Origin of the sequence: Microcoleus sp. B4-C2 (assembly GCF_036705265.1) — a bacterium.
Taxonomy (GTDB): Bacteria; Cyanobacteriota; Cyanobacteriia; order Cyanobacteriales; family Microcoleaceae; genus Microcoleus.
This window is the reverse complement of the sequence record NZ_JAUBUB010000024.1, coordinates 1-17069: the sequence shown is the minus strand read 5'-3', so window position 1 is coordinate 17069 and position 17069 is coordinate 1. Positions and strand designations below refer to the sequence as shown.

Here is a 17069-nt window from a genome sequence, read left to right as displayed (position 1 = left end):
ATGTCAGGAAGTTCGGCAACGGATTCTGTAACGGATGTAACGGATGTAACGGATGTCAGGAAGAAGGAAGAAGGAAGAAGGAAAATTAACTGGTTCCCTGCCTCTGGCTGGGAACCGAGATCCAGAGGCTCTGCCTCGCTGGCAAAAAAACAGGAGGCTGAGCAAGAGTGAAATGCGTTCCCAGGCTCTTCCTGGGAACGAGGAAAACGAGGAAAAAACTACTTTTTACAAAATCTGCCTGCTGCCAAAACTGATTATCCACCAGCGGCAAAAGCGCCCATAATTGCGATCGACAAAGCCAAACCTGGCAACAGCAGCAATCCTAACATCAAAGCATCGTGTCCGCTCATCACTTTCTCCTGATATTGACGTTAAACATTATACTCTATAAACTGCCATCTTGCCTCGGTCTTAATAATTAATTAAAACCGACAGATAGATTCAGGATTGACAGGGCAAATTTTATTAACAATGGGATTGCCGCGCAAGTCCAGCGTAGTCAACTTTTGCAAAGATTGCAGGGAACTGATATCAGAGATTTGATTGTTGTACAAGTCTAGTAAAAATAAATTATTTAAAGCTTGTAGCGCGCTGCTATCCGAAATCGGATTGTTGAACAAATAAAGTTCAGTCAAATTAGTTAACGATTTCAGCGGACTGATGTCTGATATTTGATTGTTACCGAGGTTGAGTTCAATTAAATTAGTCAGCGATGTCAAAGGACTAATATCTGATATTTGATTTTGGAATAAAACCAATTTATTTAAATTAGTTAAAGATTTCAACGGAGTAATGTCAGATATTTCATTTCCGAACAGAAACAGCGTCTTGAGATTTTTTAAGGAAGCCAGCGGCGTGATATCCGATATTTTATTATTATAAAGGTAGAGTGTCTGGAGTTCAGTTAAATTTGCCAGAGGAGCGAGATCGGAAATTTGATTGTTGTAGAGAATCAGCGCATTTAAGTTAGTTAAATTTTTCACCGGAGTGATGTCGGAAATTTTGTTGTCAAACAAGACAAGTGCGGTAAGATTAGTTAGACCTGCTAGGGGACTGATGTCTGAGATTTGATTGGTATCGAGAACGAGTATAGTCAGATTTATTAGAGATGAAAGCGAACTGATATCTGATATTTGATTGACATCTATAACCAGAGTTTTCAGGTTAGTTAAAGATTGCAGGGTATCGAGGTCAGATATTTGATTACTGCCTAGGATGAGATTAGTAAGTTGAGTGAAAGATGAGAGGGGGCTGATATCGGTAATTTGAAGATTTTTGAGGTTAAGTTCTTTGGTATTAGAAAGCAGTTCGTTCGCGCGATCGCACTCGGCCGTGTCTGATATTTGCAACAGTATTTCTACCGTATCTTTTGCGCCGGGAGAGATGTTTTCTTTGTGCTTGCACCACTCGGAAAAGTTATTATAAGTTGTCATGGGCTGTGCTGCCTTAATCGATTTTAGATGGGAGATTTGAAATTTTAGATCAGTATAGCAATTATATTTCATTTGTGAATGAGATTTTTTTCGGGTTTTGAGAAATTTCCGCAAAAATTGTGTAAAGTAATCTTAACATCCTTAATTGCATTGCATTCGCAGGAGCCAAGAGCCAACTATGACACCAGAACTAATTTTTAATGTCGGTAATCTGTTCGTTGTGCCTTTCTGGGCAATTATGATTTTATTACCAAACTGGGGAATTACCAGAAAAGTGATGAATTCCTTTATTCCGTTTGCAGTGCTAGCCGTTTTGTACATATATTTGTTTGGTAGCAGTCTGACTGCGGAAAATGCGGCTGCTTTGTCGAATCCTAAGTTAGCAGATATTGCTAAGTTTCTGGGGGAAGAAACGGCGGCTGCTACGGGATGGATACATTTTTTAGTGATGGACTTGTTTGTCGGGCGCTGGATTTATTTGGAAGGACAGCGGACAGGAGTTTGGACGGTTCATTCTTTGGCTTTGTGTTTTTTTGCTGGGCCGATGGGATTGCTTTCTCATATTGTAACTGCTTGGATTACTCAAAGGTTTTTCCCGAATTCTGAAAGTCTTTCAGGGGCGGACAAGATGCCCACCACACAAGAAAATTGATGTATTGTGGAACGGGCCGCTCGTGCCCGTTCGTCCCTAAGAAGGGCGCAAGTTATCAATAACAATATAGAGCGTAGCTAAACCCGCTCCTTGTATTTTGAAAGAGGTAGATGGCTGTTTAATGTTGGGTGGGGCGGGTTTATGAGATTATGGGTTTTAGGCAATTATTGTTGGTGAAACCCGCCCCTATAATCCTCGATCGCAGCTTGGAACTTTTACAAAATTTTGCAATATTAAGAATTGGCTAGGGGCAGCACTAAACGAGCGACAATTAAATTGTTTTCTAACATTTCTATGGAAAAGTTTCCCCCCATTAAGCGTACCGCTCGCTGACAAATTAAGAGATTTTGCACGATCAACCTATTGGAACTAGAAACCGCTAATATATCGGGTTCGGAATCCCCGTTGAAGGCTGCAATGAAGTGTCGATCGCACGCGCCGCTATCGATTACAGACAATTCTAACAAATCTTCCCCCAACAACTGAGAGCGAATATCAATCTTGGCGCCAACAGCAGAGCGCCTGCAAGCCGTCGCCAGCAATTCGCACAGGATCAAATCCAGCTTGATGCTGTCCCCGCGAACGCTCAAAGTCTGACCTGCAGGCATCGACACAGCAGTTTCTCTGTGCACTTCCAGCAAGACTTTAGACTGTTTCACCAGGGGGGCCGTTCGATCGAGCGATCGCCTCAGCCAAGCGCTCACAGGCACCGCATCTTGTCCGAATTGCAGCCGCCACTGTTCCTGTTTCAGCAGCAAATGAGTTGACCCCACAGCATTGCCAATGTGTCGCAAAACCTGTTGGTAGCGCAAAATTTTCAGAGCATCCTTTTGTTCCTTCGCCGACTGCAAAATCGACTGACTCAACTCCCCCAACTCCTTCACCCCCGCTCCCACAGTGCGGTAAAAGTCCTCAAAACGGCGCTGTTTGTACCAGTTGAGCAACTCTAGATCCAATCGCTGCGACTCCTGGATCGATTGCACCGCCAAATACCTGCGCCACCAAGCCAACTGAGACGCCATCGAGCTGAGTAAACTCACCGACAACTCCGACCACTGGCGGCCCGGAGCGTCTGCAGCCACCACAATGCCCACCGGAGCGTGTTCTGGGGCCGTCCGCAGCGCCACCGTCATAATCTCGCCAATTCCCGGACTGCGTAGCCACCGCTTTGTCGCCAGTGGCAGTTGGCTCGTGCTCTGTTGCACCACGCAGTTAGCAGCCAGGGTTTGTTGGATCAAAGCATCTGTTTGGACAGGAATCACCGCCTCGGGATTGAGGGCAAATACGGGATTGGCAGCTACCGTCGCCACGATCGAACCTTCCTCATCACCGGGATTCCAAGTAATTACGGCTACTAAAGGACAGGAAATTGTCTGGGAAACGTGTTGAGCAAAGTTACGATCGAGCTTTTGTAGCGGCAACTCTGGGAACATCGGCGGTGAAGCAGCAGATATCTCTTGCTCAGATTGCTCATCAGGAGAATGGTGCAAAACCGCCAAACCCGATTTGAGTGATCGCTCAAATTGCTGATATTTGTCGATTGCCGAACTCTGCTGCCACGAGTGCAGGATCAATCCGAGTTGTTCGCCCACTAGCCGAACTAATTCTTGCTCCGATCGCCTCCAAGTGCGAGTTGCACTGTGCCCGACAACCAGCAAACCCTCGATCGATTTGCGATTGGCGATTTTCGATTTGAGATTGGGGTTTTCTCCCTCGGACTTTTTCGCCCTAGTGCTCGATGCCAACAGCGATCGCACCCCAGCTTCCCCCAACACTTCCCGCCAAGCGCCCAACCGCCCATCTTCCTCCCAATTTTCAATAGCCAGAGGTGCACTTGCTTGCAACAGCCCCACGTCAGCCACATCCAGGGCGTTGAGTGGCGACGGCACTGCCCTGCGGTTGCGGGGCAGATTTTGGCAGACAATTTCAAAGCGATTTTGTTCTTCGCCGTACAGCAGTAGCAAAAAGTATTCGCATTTGAGCCGATCGCACAACTGTTCGGCGGTATTTTTCAAAGTCGTCTCCCAGTCAGCATCGCTGTAGATGGCGTGAGCTATTCCGGCAGTTAAATCTCGATCAATCTCAATTTGCTGAATTTTCTCCTCCATCTCCGACACAGGAGCCGTCAGAGCCACTAACTGCGCCACTCCCCGCAGATAATGCTTTTCATTGTCTTGCCAAATCCGGGGCTCGCCGGCTTCGACTGCCAAAAATCCCAACAATTCCCCTTCCGAAACAATCGGCGCAGCCAACAGAGAGCGAGCGCGGATTTGCTGCATCAACCGCCCCGTCAGCTCAGTTTTCAGAGAACTTTGAGATTCACCGATCCAAACCATTTCTTCCCTGCCCAAAGCCTGATAAAATTCGCCCAAGTCTTGGACGGTGATGCCCGAAGCCGCTCGGCCCGGCCCGCTCAAACCCGGAGTAACTTCGCGGTTGCTGACTCGGCGCCAAAAATAGCGCCGCTCTCGCTCGAACCAATAAACATTGGTGCGCGTCGGCTCAATAAATTCATGAGTTTGTTCTACCACCGCTTGCAAGTATTGGTCGAGCGATCGCAATTCCCCCAACTGCGAAATCAGCGCTAAAAGAGACTCATCTGGGTGTTTAACTTGTTGTCGCTGCCAGTCTTTTTCTATTTGGTAAAGAGCAGTTGCCAGCGCTCCAAATACGATCGCCAACTGGGTTTTTTCCCCCGACTTGGGCGACGCTCCCCATACCTCAGTTCCGAGCAAAATCACGCCGTAGCAGCGGTCTTTGTAGCGCAGCGGAAACAGAGTCGTGCCTTGAATATTGAAAGTTTGAGCTGCTTTGCGCCATTCTCCGGCTCGGTTTTCCGATCGCAAATCCGGGACTCCCACCGGCCGGAGCTGAATCACCACTTGTTCCAGCAAATCCCCTGGACTGAGAGCAAACCGCTGTTTGAGAAAAGACTGGTCGCCGTTAGGAGTTATGCCGCCTTTCCCGAACAATCTGTGGGCCTGTCGATCGTACAACCCGATCCAAATCAAACCCCAGTCAAATTCCGCTTGCAAGTAACCGAGTGTGGTCGAAAGTAGCACTTCAACATTCTCCTCTTCTCGGAGAGTCTGGAGAACGCGCTCTAGGGTCGCGATTTGTTCGTCTAAATCCTTTGGTCTTTGCTGCTGCCCCATTTCCAAGCTTCCCCGCACCTTGTCTAATTTAAAATTACTAACTTAAAGATTCAAAAAATTAAAATGCCAAAGAGTCAACTTATAATATAATCGTCTCACTTATCCTTCAGTCTCAAACATTGGATAAAGTCGATCGAAGTTGAAGTAACAACCTCACCTTCACTGTCTGCTCGTGAATATTTTTATTTTCCTTCTCCTTTCTAATTTGTAAATTGCCCCAGTACAAATCATTGGATATTTATCAATCAAGTGTACGCCCGCTGTTGTTTTCCGTATTGAAAACCGATGCCGAGTGGCTGCACAACCGCACTCTCCAAGTTCTTGAACTCGCAGCCAGAACCCAGTCAAACCCCGCCACCAGCCAAATGCTCTCTCGATTGCAGAAATCTTTGGGAGTCCAAGATTCTCGCCTCGAACAATCTTTGTGGGGACTGAGCTTTAACAATCCTGTCGGCTTGGCCGCCGGATTTGATAAAAACGGCGTAGCTGCCGATATTTGGGCAAATTTTGGCTTTGGCTTTGCCGAACTTGGCACTGTCACTTGTCAACCACAGCCGGGAAACCCCCAACCTCGCTTGTTTCGCTTGACGGAGGACAGTGCAGCCCTCAACCGCATGGGATTTAACAATCAAGGAGCCGGGGCAATGGCAGCCCGGTTTCAGGCAGCACAGAAAAAGTCCCCACTCGATGCCCAGGGCCCCATGCCTCAGTCTCCGTTCCCCTTGGGCATCAATCTCGGTAAATCTAAGGTAACACCGTTAGAGCAGGCAGCAGCCGACTATTTGGAGAGTTTTAAGCTGCTGAAAGATTGGGGCGACTATTTTGTAGTCAACGTTTCCTCTCCGAATACGCCTGGGTTACGATCGCTCCAAGATGCTGCTGGGCTTAGCACAATTTTGGAAATTTTGCAACAAGAAAATCAGGGAATCAAGCCAATTTTAGTCAAGATTGCGCCGGATTTGGAGTCAGAGGATCTCGTATCTATCCTCGACTTAGCAAAAACCTACCAATTAGCAGGAATTATCGCCACCAATACCACCATCCGCCGCGACGGATTGAAAACACAAATATTGCCAGAAACAGGCAAACCAATCGCCGAAGAAGCCGGGGGAATTAGCGGGCTTCCTGTGCGGGAGCGATCGACAGAAGTAATCCGATTTATCTGGCAATATACAAAAGGCGAATTACCCATAATTGGAGTTGGCGGCATTTTCACCGCCGAAGATGCTTGGGAAAAAATAGCCGCCGGTGCCAGTTTAATTCAAGTTTACACCGGTTGGGTTTACGAAGGGCCTTGGATGGTGCGTCGGATTCTCCAAGGTTTGCTGCAAAAGTTAGAAGAACGCGGATTTAGTTCTATTTCTGAGGCAGTAGGTTCGGACAATCAATAGACATAGGACTGTTGACTGTTAACTGTTAACTAATGACTAATGATATCAATTCCGGTTGCATTGGAATGATTAAACCGCAGAGAACGCAGAGAACGCAGAGGAAGAGAACAGAGAGATGAATAATTCTGATGCTAACGGATTTGATATGACTAATGACTAATGACTATTGACTGTTGACTGGTGACTGTGAGTAAAAAAATGAAAATTGCGCGAATTATTTGTTGGCAGCTTGATTCGACTTTAAGCCCGACTTAGAAGCGCGGATTTGATATCATTCCGGCCTGACTGCCGGAATTGATATGACTCACAGTGCGATCGCTAAAAAAAGTATCAGGCAACACCATACCAACAGTTCCCTAACATTAATACTACAAAAAATCTTTTGGTTTCGATCGATTTTAATTAGTATTGCATCAAAAGTAAATCGGCGTTCAAAATCTTCAACAATCTTAACAACTCGATTTATCTAACACGCATCTAATCAAATATTTCCGCTAATTTCAAAGCATTAACTTGAGCTTGAGCTTTCTGCAGCGACTCCTGCCATTCCCTTTCTGGATCGCTATCAGCAACAATCCCCGCACCCACTTGTCCCCAAACAACCCCCCCCGTCGTACCGTCACTTTTTGGTGCATATAAAAGGGTGCGAATCAAAATATTTAAATCCAGGTTGCCGCGCCAGTCCAAATAACCGCAGGAACCGTAAAATAAATTGCGTTTCACCGGTTCCAATTCTTCGATGATTTCCAGACAGCGCACTTTCGGGCAACCTGTAATCGTACCGCCCGGAAATACCCCTCGAATTAAGTCGATCGCGTCGCAATCTCCTCTTAATGTACCGATAACATTACTGACGAGGTGCATCACGTGACTGTAGCGTTCAATAGTCAGAAATTCGTTAACTTTTACCGAACCCCATTCACACACCCTCCCGATATCGTTGCGCTCTAAGTCAACTAACATAATATGTTCTGCTCTTTCTTTGATATTCTCTATTAATTCCTGTGCTAACTGCTCATCTTCAATGCAGGTTGAACCTCGCCGTCTCGTTCCCGCGATCGGTCTAGTATCCACTTTTTTTCCTAATAATTGAACCAGTCTTTCCGGCGAACAACTAACTATCGCCCCCCACGGAGTTTGCCAATAACTTGCAAAAGGCGAAGGATTGATCCGTTGCAAAGCGCGGTAAATTGACCAACTACTGCAATCTGTACGGGCTTCAAACCGCAAAGATAAATTAGCCTGAAAAATATCGCCTGCATGAATATACTTCTGAGCTTTTCGCACTATTTCTTTATACTCACTCTGAGATAATTGGAAAATAGGAGTAGCGGAATTTTGTTGATAATTTTCCGGTAAATTATTCTGGATTATTTCTCCCTTGGCTTGCTCTAATTGATGCTGCATAACATCGAGTTGAGAAGGTTGACTTGCAGCCAACCAGAGAATTTGCGTTTGATGGTCTAAAACCGCAAAAGATTCTGGTTCGTACCAACAGCTAACCGGGAAAGGAAGCGGATCGGTATTGAGTTGGGGCAGGTGTTCGATTTCCCATGCTAAATCATAACCTAGCCATCCCAACCAACCCCCCGTAAAAGGAATTTCCGGCGGTACATTCACTGCTAAATTTTGCTTTTGAGAGTCCAAAAGAGCGCGCAAAAAAGGTAAAATTTCCCCGACTGGCGGTGTCCATAGCTGAGATTGACCGTCAATTATCCGGGGAGAACCTGCACAAATAGAATATCGTGCCAAGTTAGTAGAAGATGTAACTGGACTTTCTAGCAGAACAGCCATATCGCGGGGGAAACACTCCGATATTGAGCCTGCACTGTCGGCGGTTTTACCGAGAAATAAAGTTTGAAAAATCTCCGATCCGCTGCGCTGATTTAGGGGAAGCTTTCGCCAATGCCAAGGTTGTATTTTTTTCATAATAGATTGCACTCTGGTTAACACTTTCAGGAATTACGCAAAATGTCAATTCTGTAGTAAAGTGCACAGTTCGCACCCTCCTAAAATCGATTTAAAGCGTTATCTCAGCCATTATTTACAACTTTCCAAATATCTCCGCTTGCCTCTTTTTTGAGGCGTATCCAACCCCTAACGGAGTTAATGAGAAATATAGTTTTGGTTCTGTGCAAATCATCTAAGGTAATTAATTCTTCTCTGATTTTTCCCTCCTCTAAAAGTTGAGAACGAAACGTCCCCGGTAATAAACCGCACTTGAGGGGAGGTGTGATGAGACCTGCGGATGTATCGATCGCGATATTGGCGATCGTGGATTCGGTGATAACTCCATCTTGATTCCACAGAAAGACATCCTGATATTGGGGCTGCGACTCCAAAGCCATTGTATAAGGCAATCGGTAAGTTGTCTTGTGGTAAAGAAATGGGTTTTGAGAATCGATCGGTTGGCGGGCAATTCCCACAGATGCACCGATTTTTAAGATACCGCTATCTAGTGTCTGAGCTTGTAATGTTATGTTTCCGTCACAAGATATTGTTAACCGTATTTTGTGTTTGACTGACCCGCAAGTCATACTTAATGCTTGTAAAGCTTTGCTTGTTTCTGTTAGCGATAGGGAAAAATTAAAATAATCAGCCGATCGCTCTAATCTTTGAAGATGTCTGTCTAGCAAAAAATAGCCGTTTTTGGGTTCCCATAAAAGTGATTCCAGCAATTCAAAGTTTGGCTGGTGTTGAATCATATTTTTGTCAATATAATATAATGTAAATTCGGGAACAAGACAATTATTAGACCCGCGAAGCGGCCTGTTCGTGTAATTATATAGGAAGTTAACTTGAATTTATGTTGCCTAAATCCTTTATATTTCAATGGCGCTTTGCCATCGGGCTGTTAATATTAACCTCAGTGCTCACACCCCTAGCGCTCAACTACTACGTCCGATTTGTTACCCGCAACTACCGCCACAGCGATATAGCTAACGTGCCGGCAGAACCCATTGCTATAGTTTTTGGTGCCGGACTTTGGGAAGACGGCACTCCAAGCCCCATGTTAGCCGATCGAGTGCAAGCAGCCGTCGATTTGTACAAAGCGGGGCGAGTGGACAAACTTTTGATGACAGGAGACAATAGCACCGTCGATTACAACGAAGTCCAAGCAATGCAGGACTTCGCCGAAGCCCAGGGCGTACCGATTAATAATATCGTTCTCGATTATGCCGGATTTAGTACCTATGAAAGTTGCTACCGGGCGAAAGAGATTTTTGGCATAACGCAGGCTGTTTTAGTTACCCAAAACTTTCACTTAGCCCGCGCTGTTTATACCTGTCGCCGGTTGGGCATAAAGGCGATCGGCTTAGGAACGCCGGATTGGGGCAAATTTCGCCAAAAGGGCATGATTCGCTACACTTTCCGCGAATTTTTGGCAGTCATCAAAGCGCTTTGGGAAGTGCGCGTTACCCGTCCCGAACCGACTTTTTTGGGGCCGTTTGAAGGAATTCAAGAAAAGTTATGATATCATGTCCAGTCGAGCGACCGTGATTTTTGTAGGGGCCCGTGAGCCAACAATACCTGCCAACAAAGGACAATCTCCAAAACCCGCCCAGACCAGGATATTATGGTTAATCGAGCGGACATGATATGAGTGATATGTTGAAGACTTTAGTCCTTAAAACAAGGACTAAAGTCTTCACTAAAAACAAATTTTCTTACAACTAACTGGACATCAGGTAAGGATCGCGAATTAAATAACTTACAATTTTAATTGTTATTGTGGGATGGGCGTCCCGCCCGTCCAAAAAAGACGGGCGGGACGCCCATCCCACTTTCAAGAGTGGAAGTTATTTAATTCTCATTCCTAAGTCCGGGAGTTGTAAGTTTTGAGTTAAACAAAACTTACAACAAAACTCACAAATCATAGCTGGCCCGTTGCGGTAGTGTTCCATAACTTACTCGCGTTTGGAAAGCCCCGCCAGCGACCAAGTTAGGCTCACCATCATTAAGCGGCCTAGAGCCTTCAAACGCTCTTCGGCGTTATTTTCAACCAATTGAGACAGAGTTTCAGACTTAAGATTTTTCGACAATTCTTCAGCAGTTTCTGCTGGTTTTTCCAACTGAGGTTGTTCAGAAGATGTCTCAAGGCTGACTTGTGGCTGCTGATTTTTTTCTTCGGTCATTTTCTGAGTCACCTCCTGGAGTTATTGCATACATAACCCTTAATACAAATGTAATTTATTTGTATCCGGGATTTGGCGAGTCAATCGATTTTAGATTTTAGATTTTAGATTTTAGATTGAAGCATTGACTTGCGCGAGATAAATTCGGGGGGCAACTTTCTCGGATACAGGTTTTTGATTTCTGGACGGATGAATCACGTGGCGGGTATCCTGGATGCTTGATTGTCAAGTTTTCCGTACCCGACAATCGCAGTTACCAACTGACTTAAAAGTTGTGATTTCAGTTGTTAGCTATCTTAAATAGCACTTAGCCAATTTTCCTCAGAAAGCCGATTTTTTCACAGATAGGTCGTCCTCAACGAATTTTTTGTAAGAAACGGAGTTTCTGAGCATAAGTCCTGTTAAATTCACAACTCACGCACTACTACCGATGATGCACATCACTGAATTGTTATATTTACTTAACAGTAATATTTCCGAGATTCTGATATTGTTAAAGCTTAACAATTAATTTTGCTCGGATTTATCTCAATCTGCAAGCAAGTGTCTGGAAATTATTAACAAACTGAAGGTGTAGAGCCGATGGCAATTTATGTTGATACTGCAATTGTAGCGGAAGCCGCACGGGCGAGCAAGTTCGGATGGATAGCGGGAATTACTACTAATCCGACACTTTTGGCCAAAAGCGAGTTATCTCCTGAGCAAACCCTTAAACAACTGGCACAACTGATTCCAGGGGAAGTGTATTATCAGCTAATGGCATCTGATGTTGATGGCATGGTAGCAGAAGGAAAAGCGGCTTTTGAATTAATTGGACAGCAAACAGTTTTGAAAGTTCCAGCAACGGCGGCTGGTTTTCAAGCAGTCGCGCATTTGTCACCGGAAATTCCTTGCGCGGTGACGGCGATATACAGCGCATCACAAGCAGTTGTCTCAGCAGAAGCGGGGGCTAAATATGCGATCGCCTACGTGAATCGCGCCACCAGATTGTTGGGAGACGGTTTTGCCTTAGTGCGGGATATGGCAAATGTGTTGCACAGAAGTAATACTGAGATTTTGGCAGCTAGCATTAAATCGCCGGAAGAAGCGGTGAAGACTTTGTTAGCTGGCGCCCATCATTTGACATTGCCTTTTGATGTGTTGCAGGCGATCGCAGTTCACGAATTATCCCAGCAAACAGTTGATGAATTTGCCCAAAACGGGCGGGGAATTTTGGGATAATACCAAATTTATGTGAAAAGTGCAAATTGCGAATTCCTAATGGGTAATTGGTATGGGTTTTGAATCACTAATATCAAATAGGCTAACATCCGAATGATGCCGATCGTGCGAGCGTCCTGCTCTCGATGAGAGCTCACGAGCGGGACTCTAGCTTGCAGGGTAAATTCCGAGTCACCGTATTTGATAGGACTGATGAGTGAGGACTACTAACTAAGGATCGCGAATTAAATAACTTACAATTTTAATTGTTATTGTGGGATGGGCGTCCCGCCCGTCTTTTTTGGACGGGCGGGACGCCCATCCCACTTTCAAGAGTGGAAGTTATTTAATTCTCATTCCTAATGACTATTGATACCACTAAAAAAAACAATGCAACTATAAGCCATTACTTCAAACCTTACAAAATCAGTCATTACCACATCTCAAATCTCAAATCTCAAATCTCAAATCTCAAATCTCAAATCTCAAATAGTAGGACTATGGCATTCGCCAAATCTTAATAGTGCGATCGGGACTGGCGCTCACAAAAGTCTTGCTATCTCTGGAAATAGCAACCGAACTCACAAACTGACTGTGACCAGAAAGAGTGCTTCTTTCTTTTCCTGTCTTCAAATCCCAAACTATAATATCTCCGCCCCCGCTGATCAAAGTGCGGCTGTCCGGGCTAAAGGCGATCGTCCTCACCCAGCTCGAATGCCCTTTAAAAGTGCGGGTGCGCTTCCCGTCTTGTACGTTCGACAAACGGATCGTGTTGTCGGTGCTAGCACTAGCCACAATTTGCCCGTTGGGGCTAAAAGCCACAGCATTAACCGGGCCCCCGTGACCTGTGATAATTCTTCTGACTTCTCCGGTACCGAGATTCCACAAACGCACAGTCTTGTCCTGGCTGCCGCTAGCGAGAGTTTTACCATCCCGGCTCAAAGCGATCGCGTTTACTCCCCCCGCGTGGCCGCTCAAAGTCCGCAACCTGCTGCCGGTTCTGACATTCCACAAGCGAACAGTTTTGTCATCGCTGCCGCTAGCGAGAGTTTGACCGTCCCTGCTAAAAGCGATCTCGTTGACGGCGGCTTTGTGAGCGGCAATTGTCCGCATCCGTCGCCCCGTCTTCAAATCCCAGAGAATCACATTATTGTCGTCGCCCCCACTGGCCAAAATCGAGCTGTCCGGGCTCACCGCCACCGTCTTGACCGATTTTTTAGAATGCACCGAATTGAGAGTCCGCACCAGGCGTCCCGTCCTCACATTCCAAATTCTAATCGTCCCAAAGCTTGCGCTCACCAAAGTTTGACCGTCAGGCGACAGGGCGATCGCATTTACACTCCCGACATTATCCAAACTTCTTTGCAAAAAATGAGTGGTAGGTAAAGTCGAAAGCAGCCACACGGGGTTTGCCGGAAACACCCCGTAACGCAGCGAACCGTAAATTTGAGACGCGCCAATACTCACCATCAAAACAGCCGTGCCCGCCAGCAACTTCTTTTTCCAATCAAAAACATCTTTCTGGGTCTTGTTCAATCCCGAATTCAGAGGTCTGAGGCGGTTTATGGAGCTCTGTTTCTTCGCCCCACCCTCCCCGGCAGTTGTGCGAATTTTAGTTTGCCCCGTCGTCGGCAACTGAGTCGGGATCTGAGTTTCTGCGCCGTCGAGATTAATTTCCTCCAAACACTGCAAAACCATCTGGGGACTTTGAGGTCGATTCCCCGGAAAAGGCGCCATCAGATAATCGATCACATTAGCCACGGAGTCGGAAACTTGAGGAGCTCCTTTGCGCCACATTAATCTGCCCGTGCGCGGATTCTCTGGAAACGCAGTCGGCGGCTTTCCAGTCAGCAAATAAACAAAAGTGCGCCCCAGAGCAAAAAAATCTGACTGCGGAACAGCCTTGCCATTTGTTTGTTCCGGCGGCGTGTAGCCGGGGGAAACAATACCAGTTACATTTTGCCCCTGGCCCACCTTAGCGAAATAAGTCGCCGAAACTTCCCGAGCAGTCCCGAAGTCAATCAGCACTAACTGCCCGTTTGGCTTGCACATAATATTGTGCGGCTTGATATCCCGATGGAAATAGTTGAGGCGGTGAACTTGGTCTAAAATTTCCGACAGTTGTTTGAGCCAGTTTACAGCTTGTTCTTGACTAATCGGGCGGCCCCGATGTTTCAGCCAGTCTTGCAAATTGGCCCCAGCAATTTTCTCCATCACCAGACAGTGAAAAGACTCTGTGCTGTGAGCTGGCGTAAATGTAAAATAACCGTCGCGATCGACTTTTGGAATACCTGGATGTCTGAGCCTGACCAATACGTCAGCTTCTTGCTTAAACAGTTCTACAGCTTTGGGATGTTCTTTGAGCAGGACTTTGAGCACTCTTCGGGCGCCGTTGTCGTCCACTTCAAATGTTCTGCCAAAGCCGCCGCCTCCGAGAGGCGCGACTAGCCGATATCGACCTTGCAACAAAAGTTCTGACCCGCAGTGGATACACGCGGATTTGCCAGAGTTGGCTGGATCGGAGGGATTCGGGCATTTGGGATTGAGGCAATAACTCACAGAAGCCACATAACCCTGATTGAGGTTGCTCTATCAAGTTTTACTTTGACACTGCTCTACAAAAGTTGGCTAAACTTATCTAAGTTTCACCATTCAACTAGAAGTATTTTCTAGAGGGTCTGATTCCTGCTTCTGCCAAGAGAGTCGGCTCTTACTTGTCCACAGGCGTAAATTCGGGTGGAGCAGCACCCTATTTTTGAAGTCTCTACAACTATTTATTATTGTCGAAGCTTTTAGCCATTGTTTAACCATTATTTTCAACCAATTTAACGAATCGTGGTATCCCGTTCGACCTTTTTATAGGCTGGTCAGTTTTAAATCGACCGTCGTTTACTGAGTCCAACTCAATTTTCAACTTATGACGATCGTAGCACACCTAGTAAAAGACTCATGAGCACCCTTGATTGAAATCTTCCAACGTCTCTGAAGTCGAGGGAGGCTTTAGTCTTGCTTGACTTCAGCATCCCGTGTTTTTGTATAACCGGGGCAGTGCGATCGAACGATCGGCTTGAGGCCAAAGGTTTTGTTATTTGTCACAGCCGATCGAGGTCACAAATCCCCGATCGCAGCACATAATGTACAAACAGACCAGAAATAATAACGAGAGAGCATCCACATTTCAATTGTACGATCGCAACCACCACTCTCGAAGAAAGAAGTGAGAGTGGGAGAGTGAACGAGTGAGGGAGTGAAAAAATCTGCCTTCTTCCCTCGAACCTCTTCCCTCTTCCTTCAGCACAAGAAAGCCTTTTAAACAAGTCCCTCAATTACCGGATGGAAGTAGAACGCCAGCGCCAAAACCGTATAAGCTGCCAAGAGCAAAGTACCTTCTAGCCAGTTAGAATTGCCATCAGAACTGATAGAATTGGCGATCAGCACCGACACCGCAACTGCTACAAGTTCAAACGGGTTGAAATTCAAGTCCATCGGTTGGCCCAAGACAAAACCTGCCAAAACCAACACCGGCGCAACAAACAAAGCAATTTGCAAACTCGAACCCACGGCCACAGAAACCGACAAATCCATTTTATTTTTCATCGCCACCGTCACCGCTGTTGTATGTTCGGCTGCATTGCCAATAATCGGCACTAAAATCACCCCGGTAAACAGTGATGTCAGCCCCAAACGCGCCGTCGCTTCTTCCAGAGTACCCACCAACAGTTCCGACTCGACAGCTACCATCAGGGTACAGGCCAACAGCACCCCAATCCACAGCGGCAGATTGACTTTGTGGTCAGGACTGTCTGGTGCTAAGTTACTTTCAGCTAATTCTTCAAGCATTTCTATTTCTGCTACCCCCGCATCGTACAGATAACTGTGGGTTTTCATCGAAAACAGCAGCGTCAGCACGTAGACGACAATCAGGACTATAGCAACAGCGCTAGAGAGGTTCTGCATAGTTTCTGCAGGGATGCCCGTAGAGGTGGCATTAACTGCAGTCGGCACCAAAATGGCAATCACGGCTAAGTTCATCGCTGAAGCGTTCAACCGGGCGACTATCGGCTGAAATTCTTGTTCTTTGTAACGCAAGCCGCCCAGCAGCATCGCAAATCCCATCACCAGCAACAGGTTACTCATAATTGAACCGGTGATGCTGGCTTTGACAACATCTATTAGTCCGGCGTTGAGGGCGACGATGCCGATAATCAGTTCCGTGGCATTTCCGAAGGTAGCGTTCAGCAAACCCCCCAAATTGGCACCGAGGACGACGGCGATTTCTTCGGTGGCCGTCCCCATCCACGCGGCTAGAGGGATGATGGCTAAAGCCGAGGTGACGAAGATTGTGGAGGATTCCCAGCCGAGAAAGTGTCCGGCGATGGAAACTGGGATAAATAACAGCAGGCTGGAAATAATTGTATTTGTGTTTAGCATTTAGATTCTCAAAAGCTGCCAACCGTCAATCATAGCCTGTGACCAAATGAAAAAAAGGGTGAGGGTGAGGGATTTGGGTGTTTGCTTAAAGCTGGGGGTGGGCGATCCTCTTCTGCAAGCTTCGCTAACGGGCGATCGCTGCATGGCGGCTTTCACTGATGTGACAAACTAAGAGAGGGATTTGTTTAGCCGATCGATTCAATGGATTTTTGTATTCGGTTAGCTTCCTTAGAAGACATTCCTAAGCTGACAACTTTAATTCCTGATTCTGCTAGAGCTTGTGCCTGCAGGGTACTACACTTCAGAGCAGATTGAAGGCGCACTGGGCAAAGCCTTTGGGGTTGACAGTCAACTGATTCTACAAACATACTTTGTTGCTGAGAACAATCACCAAATTGTTGGTTGCGGTGGTTGGAGTAAACGTAAAACGCTTTATGGAGGTGATTCAGGCAAAAATAATCCAGAAGACAGCCTCCTCAACCCAGACAGCGACTCGGCAAAGATTCGTGCATTCTTTGTTCATCCAGCATCGGCACGTCGAAGAATTGGAAGTCAGATTATGCGAGTATGTGAACTGGCTGCTGAGCGTGCTGGATTTAACTACCAGCCGGGAAGTCCCGGGCGTATATTCAGAGGGGATGAATCTGAGCGCTAAGCGAAGTACCCCGAAT

General features: G+C 46.3%; 15 protein-coding genes. 7 read left to right on the top strand and 8 right to left on the bottom strand.

Features of this window, described 5'->3' with window-relative positions:
- Positions 1 to 171 carry a hypothetical protein gene (locus QUB20_RS10180; RefSeq protein WP_333249380.1) on the top strand — a complete coding sequence of 57 codons (171 nt, stop codon included), beginning with the start codon at positions 1 to 3 and terminating at the stop codon, positions 169 to 171.
- Between the two features lie 251 nt (positions 172 to 422).
- On the opposite strand, the gene QUB20_RS10175 is transcribed toward QUB20_RS10180, so the two are convergent.
- Complete coding sequence (locus QUB20_RS10175) at positions 423 to 1433, bottom strand: leucine-rich repeat domain-containing protein (RefSeq protein WP_333249382.1); 1011 nt, start codon at positions 1431 to 1433, stop codon at positions 423 to 425.
- Between the two features lie 178 nt (positions 1434 to 1611).
- Between QUB20_RS10175 and QUB20_RS10170 the strand changes: the two genes are divergently transcribed.
- Positions 1612 to 2085, top strand: a complete 474-nt coding sequence (locus tag QUB20_RS10170) for an ABA4-like family protein (protein ID WP_333249384.1) — start codon at positions 1612 to 1614, stop codon at positions 2083 to 2085.
- A gap of 233 nt (positions 2086 to 2318) precedes the next feature.
- Here QUB20_RS10170 and QUB20_RS10165 read toward each other — a convergent pair whose 3' ends face one another.
- The gene (locus QUB20_RS10165; protein ID WP_333291323.1) at positions 2319 to 5258 is read right to left on the bottom strand and encodes a GAF domain-containing protein; all 2940 of its coding nucleotides are present in this window, start codon (positions 5256 to 5258) and stop codon (positions 2319 to 2321) included.
- A 212-nt stretch (positions 5259 to 5470) separates the two neighbouring features.
- On the opposite strand from QUB20_RS10165, the gene QUB20_RS10160 reads away from it, so the two are divergent.
- Entirely contained in the window at positions 5471 to 6631 is a 1161-nt protein-coding gene (locus tag QUB20_RS10160; protein ID WP_333249388.1) for a quinone-dependent dihydroorotate dehydrogenase, read from the top strand.
- Between the two features lie 477 nt (positions 6632 to 7108).
- Here QUB20_RS10160 and QUB20_RS10155 read toward each other — a convergent pair whose 3' ends face one another.
- The gene (locus tag QUB20_RS10155; protein WP_333249390.1) at positions 7109 to 8560 is read right to left on the bottom strand and encodes an anthranilate synthase component I; all 1452 of its coding nucleotides are present in this window, start codon (positions 8558 to 8560) and stop codon (positions 7109 to 7111) included.
- Positions 8561 to 8664: 104 nt separating this feature from the next.
- Entirely contained in the window at positions 8665 to 9336 is a 672-nt protein-coding gene (locus QUB20_RS10150; RefSeq protein WP_333249392.1) for an aminotransferase class IV, read from the bottom strand.
- Positions 9337 to 9437: 101 nt separating this feature from the next.
- Between QUB20_RS10150 and QUB20_RS10145 the strand changes: the two genes are divergently transcribed.
- Complete coding sequence (locus tag QUB20_RS10145; RefSeq protein WP_333057545.1) at positions 9438 to 10106, top strand: ElyC/SanA/YdcF family protein; 669 nt, start codon at positions 9438 to 9440, stop codon at positions 10104 to 10106.
- A 433-nt stretch (positions 10107 to 10539) separates the two neighbouring features.
- On the opposite strand, the gene QUB20_RS10140 is transcribed toward QUB20_RS10145, so the two are convergent.
- Positions 10540 to 10767: a hypothetical protein gene (locus QUB20_RS10140; protein WP_333057544.1), complete on the bottom strand. Its 228-nt coding sequence runs from the start codon at positions 10765 to 10767 to the stop codon at positions 10540 to 10542.
- A gap of 582 nt (positions 10768 to 11349) precedes the next feature.
- Here QUB20_RS10140 and QUB20_RS10135 point away from each other — a divergent pair.
- On the top strand, positions 11350 to 11988 hold the full coding sequence (locus tag QUB20_RS10135; protein ID WP_333246485.1) for a transaldolase family protein: 639 nt from the start codon (positions 11350 to 11352) through the stop codon (positions 11986 to 11988).
- Between the two features lie 477 nt (positions 11989 to 12465).
- Here QUB20_RS10135 and QUB20_RS10130 read toward each other — a convergent pair whose 3' ends face one another.
- A complete protein-coding gene (locus QUB20_RS10130) occupies positions 12466 to 14535 on the bottom strand; it encodes a serine/threonine-protein kinase (RefSeq protein WP_333246487.1) in 2070 nt (689 codons plus the stop codon).
- Positions 14536 to 15276: 741 nt separating this feature from the next.
- On the bottom strand, positions 15277 to 16398 hold the full coding sequence (cax, locus tag QUB20_RS10125) for a calcium/proton exchanger (protein WP_333246489.1): 1122 nt from the start codon (positions 16396 to 16398) through the stop codon (positions 15277 to 15279).
- A 46-nt stretch (positions 16399 to 16444) separates the two neighbouring features.
- On the opposite strand from cax, the gene QUB20_RS10120 reads away from it, so the two are divergent.
- The gene (locus QUB20_RS10120) at positions 16445 to 16570 is read left to right on the top strand and encodes a hypothetical protein (protein WP_333211290.1); all 126 of its coding nucleotides are present in this window, start codon (positions 16445 to 16447) and stop codon (positions 16568 to 16570) included.
- Positions 16571 to 16583: 13 nt separating this feature from the next.
- Here QUB20_RS10120 and QUB20_RS10115 read toward each other — a convergent pair whose 3' ends face one another.
- Complete coding sequence (locus QUB20_RS10115) at positions 16584 to 16766, bottom strand: hypothetical protein (protein WP_333291326.1); 183 nt, start codon at positions 16764 to 16766, stop codon at positions 16584 to 16586.
- Between QUB20_RS10115 and QUB20_RS10110 the strand changes: the two genes are divergently transcribed.
- The gene (locus tag QUB20_RS10110; RefSeq protein ID WP_333246491.1) at positions 16679 to 17053 is read left to right on the top strand and encodes a GNAT family N-acetyltransferase; all 375 of its coding nucleotides are present in this window, start codon (positions 16679 to 16681) and stop codon (positions 17051 to 17053) included. The genes QUB20_RS10115 and QUB20_RS10110 overlap by 88 nt on opposite strands.
- Positions 17054 to 17069 lie beyond the last annotated feature (16 nt).